The organism is Anaerofustis sp., assembly GCF_019420015.1.
Taxonomy (GTDB): Bacteria; Bacillota; Clostridia; order Eubacteriales; family Anaerofustaceae; genus Anaerofustis.
The window spans coordinates 1-5,129 of record NZ_JAHZIA010000019.1; the positions used below are offsets into that span (position 1 = coordinate 1).

The following is a 5,129-nucleotide window of genomic DNA, read 5'->3' on the forward strand; positions in this document are numbered from 1 at the left end:
GTATGGAGGAAATTCGGCATCAAAACCAACAACAAATGTATTTTCGTCATTTTTAACATCTGCTTCTTTACTTCCGCATCCGAATAAAGTCATTCCTGCAACAATTACAAGAACAAGAACTGCTGTCAATTTTCTTTTCATAATCACATACCCCTTTAATTTATTATATTACTACCAATAATAGCCTTTTAATTTTACCATAATTTCTGATTTTTTTCAATATTCAAACAATTTTATATACTAAAAAATTATTTTTAATTAAACAAAGAAAAACTCTGCTTTTTAGCAGAGTTTATAATATATAAAAATCAATATTTACATTTCCTGTTTATTCATTTAATGTCACTCTTATAAATTTTCTGAGCATTCTTTAAATATATCAACGGATATATTACAAAATAACTTTAGTATATGAAGTAAATATATTAATTATTTACTTCATATAGGAATTTATGCAATATTAATTTCTAAAATGCTTTTTGTCTCTATTCAAAACAAATAGTGCTGATAGTACGGATACCGAAGAAATAATAAATAACATACTCCAAAAAACAATATCACTTTCATCCGCAGTTTTAACAGATGTAGAGTTATTATCTTGTTTTTTATCCTTTGTATCAGTCGAATAACCTACAGAATCTTTACTGTCGGATTTTACACTTGAAACAGAAGTACTATTCTTTTGAACTTCTCCATTATCATCAGTATTTTTATCCGACGATATGTTATTATTATCATTTATAGAATCATTTTTATCGACATTAACATTATTATTGCCATTTGAAGACGATCCTGAACCATTCTGATTATTATTTTCGTTATTACTAATATTACTTTGAGCGTCGTCAAGTGCTACAACATAAGGAGAAAATCCATCCACTTCTACGGTTATATTTCCATCTTTAACCACAGCATTATAAGTTTCCGTAAAAATTACTCCGTCAACTTCGTTATAATGAAGTACTATAACATCTTTGCCTTCATATTTTTCGCCGACATTAAATCCAAGTTCAACACTTTCTCCATTTTCAAGCTCATTACTTAAAGAAATATCATAAACACCCAAAATAGTATTATTCTGAACTTCTTCTGTTAGTTCTTCATAGTTTTCATTGCTTTCATCTATTTCTTTTACATTAAGTATTGTATTTTCAGGAAGCACACCTTCCACAGAAATACCCATTTCCTTATTTTCAAGTCGTTGTTCTTCTTCTACAGTATTATTATCACTGTTATTGCTATTATCGGTATTACCGTCGTTATCTTCTTCAGGTTTTGTCACTCCTTCACCATCATTATCGGTATTACCATTATCTTCTTCAGGCTTTGTCACATCTTCATTACCATTATCAGGTTTATTTACTTGTGAATCATCTTCTCCATTGTCACCTGGATCTGTAACTTCTGAATCATTTCCTTTTTCAACTACATTAACTACAGCTGTTGCGCTTTTTGAAGTATCAACAGAAGAAACCGCTTTAACAGTCAATGTTTTTGCTGTTTCATCAGATGCAACTTTTAACAACCCTGTAGAGCTTATTTTTGTATCCGAACTTTTCTCTCCGCTTACACTCCATTTTACATCTTTAGAAGGGTTTCCTTTTCCTGTTACAGATACACCGAAAGTTTTACTTTCCCCCTTATTCAAATCAATCTTTTCAGGATTGATTAAAACTTTATCTACCGTTACGACAACTTTTTCCTTAACGGTAATTTTTTGAGATGTACTTTTGGTAACACCATCATATGTATATTTGATATCAATGCTTGTTGCTCCGGCTTTTAATGCATCCGTAGAATATTTTATATTTTTTGTCACATCACTTGATGTTCCGTCACTGAATTTTGCCTTAACAACCATTCCTTCAGGATTAAATTTATCACCCTCTGTATATGAAGTTTTCTTTGGTGCCGTTACAATTGAAATTGATGATAACGATTTTTTTTCGTCTGCAATATCCTTGCCTTTATTAACTATTTGTACATAATCAGACGAAATATAAGCATACATTTTATCAAAATTATATGATCCGCTGCTGCTTATTGCAGTTCTTGATGAATTTAAAACAGGTTCACTTTGAATTTTATAAAATGAATTGGTTGCTTTGCTGTTTAAAATAAGAACCGCATAATTAGAATATGTATCAGTATTATACAAAACTTTTGAACTAGAAGACGTACTTGCGGTATTTCGTACATTCACACTGTTATGCGTAGTATTAATTGTATCTTTTATACCTATTGTATATTTACCTTGATCTTTTCTTCCTCCGTTTTTATCCAAAGAATAAGCCATATTTGCAGCTTTTTCACCCCAATATGGATCAGATGCATAACTTACGTTAATACCACTTCCTTTATTACCTAAAAATCCACCTTTCATTCTCCAGTCATTAGGATTTAAATACCCTTTTGACATATAAGATTCTGCAAATTGTTTGATACATTCATCAATACTTGCATATGTACTTGCACTGGTTCCCGGTGAAGAATCCACGGCATTTAACCCGAAAAGATTATTCTTGCTCTTACAAATCGAACTCGTTCCCCATGCACTTTCGTTACCAGCAACACCAATCATCAATAAAGCATTTACCCCGTATTTATCCTGATATTTAGTAAAAGTACTTGCTGTACTCTTCATTTTAGATGATGAAGAAGTATAATCTTTGATTCTTTCATTTAATAAAGTATTTAAAGAACTGTCAGAGTACGAAGTTTTACTTCTCAAAGGAAGATATTGATAGTAATTATAATAAGGATTGCTTTTATTTACCGAATTACTTCTCGTATTTTTTTGATAATCCGCAATCATTTTACTGTAGCTTGTATAAAAATAATGTCCATCATAACTGTAATAAGTAGTACCGCTCTTTAAATAAGAAGGTGCCACACCATTATCAAGAGATGTAGCATGTCCAGGTGTAGTCATATCACATGTTATATAATGTATCAAACGTCCTCCCGATACCTTATAACAACTAGAAGATTTAGCACTGGAAAAATTAACAACTTGTACATCATCTGCATCTACCCATCCTACTACACCTGAAAGCATAAATTTAACTTTACCGTTGCTCGTACCAAGATAAGCAGCATCAGCTCCGTAAGCTCCGTTTGTATAACCGGAAACACCTGTAGAAACTTCTGTAAAATTAGTTACGGCATTACCCTTTGTTCTAAAATTAACAATTTTATCAGAAGAACTCTTTGCACTGAAAACAGATATTCTTTCTTTAATATTATTTTCATCTTTTATATCTTCATCAACAAGAAAAACATCACCGTCTTTATCGACACCGGTTACTTCTTCAAGTTTACTTTTATTTTCATCTTTGAGCGAACTTTCAGAAGCTTGAATATATGACGTACTCCCCACAAGAGAAATTAAAGATACACAAATTGCTGTACAAAACACAATACTTAATGATTTTTTTAATCCGGTCATTTCTTTATCTCCTTATTGTTGCAATACTGTAAATTTACACATTAATGTATCCTAAATATACTATATTTACCATTTTTTTTCAATTAAAAATTACATAATACACATAAATTTCACATAAAAGTACATATATGCGCTATATATTGTATACATATTACGTATATATACCATTATAAAAACATATTAAATGTTGATGCGACTTTTTGTAACATATAATATATTGTAATTTTTATATAAGTACATAATAACTTCATTATCACTATGAAATTAAAATAAACTTACATCATCAGAGATAATAAAACTAATCAGAATAATAATGCCTTTGATTTATTTAACACAGTATAAAGTTAATATAATATAATATAATAATAAAATAAAAAAAGAGACATAAATAATTGTCTCTTTTTTTTTTAATGTTTATCGTCTATTCCAAGCATTTATTCTGTTTGGCTTTTACCGTTATTCTTTTTTATTATCAATAATGTCGCCAACATCAATATAATACCGAATGGAAGAGAAATCCATGCAGATTGGGTAAATCCGGCAACAATATATGTAACAAAAGAAACGGCAGCAGCTGTAATAGCATAAGGAAGCTGTGTTGATACGTGATTTACATGATTACACTGTGCCCCCGCAGAAGCCATAATCGTAGTATCCGAAATAGGAGAACAGTGGTCTCCGCAAACCGCCCCTGCCATACAAGCAGAAATAGAAATAATCATAAGCTGAGGATTTGAATTTGCAAATACTTGTACAACTATAGGAATAAGTATACCAAAAGTCCCCCAAGAAGTACCGGTTGCAAAAGCAAGGAAACAACCTACCAAGAAGATAATTGCCGGCAAGAAGTTCATAAATCCTGCAGCACTTCCTTTCATTATACCTTCAACAAAAACAGCAGCTCCAAGACTGTCAGTCATTGCTTTTAAAGACCAAGCAAAAGTTAAAATAAGTATTGCAGGAACCATTGCTTTAAATCCTTCTGGAATACATTCCATACAATCATTAAAACTTATAACTCTTCTTACAACATACATAGCTATTGTAAAAATAAGTGCAAATACACTTCCAAGAGAAAGACCTACAGAAGCGTCACTATTTGAGAAAGCTTCAACAAAGCCTGTTCCGGCAAAAAATCCTCCACTGTAAAGCATACCTGTTACACAACATATAATTAATACAACAACAGGAAGAACCAAATCTATTACTTTACCCTTTTCATTAACTTCTTTTTCTTCTTCTTCAAGATATCCTGCATTAATCAAAGAATGTAAATCACCCTTTGCGGCATTCTCTTCATGTTTTTTCATAGAACCGAAGTCAACTTTTAAAAGAACCAAACTAAACATCATTACTATGGTTAAAAGAGCATAAAAGTTGTAAGGAATTGCATTTATAAAAATAGAAAACCCATCAGCTCCTTTTACAAACCCTGTTACTGCAGCTGCCCATGAAGAAATAGGCGCTATTATACAAACAGGTGCCGCAGTTGCATCTATAAGATACGCAAGCTTTGCACGCGAAACCTTATGTTTATCGGTTATAGGTCTCATTACACTTCCCACAGTCAAGCAGTTAAAATAGTCATCAACGAATATCATTACTCCTAAAATAATTGTTGCTATTTGAGCTCCGACACGAGATTTTATCCTCTTCCCTGCCCAGTTACCGAAAGCGGCAG

The 5,129-nt window shown here is 31.5% G+C and carries 2 protein-coding genes; both read right to left on the reverse strand.

Annotated elements, in window-relative coordinates; translation table 11 throughout:
• Positions 1–460 precede the first annotated feature (460 nt).
• Positions 461–3,448 carry a glucosaminidase domain-containing protein gene (locus QZ357_RS04535; RefSeq protein ID WP_290772371.1) on the reverse strand — a complete coding sequence of 996 codons (2,988 nt, stop codon included), beginning with the start codon at positions 3,446–3,448 and terminating at the stop codon, positions 461–463.
• Between the two features lie 434 nt (positions 3,449–3,882).
• The coding region (locus QZ357_RS04540; RefSeq protein ID WP_290772374.1) for a Na+/H+ antiporter NhaC family protein at positions 3,883–5,129 on the reverse strand (1,247 nt) is incomplete at its 5' end.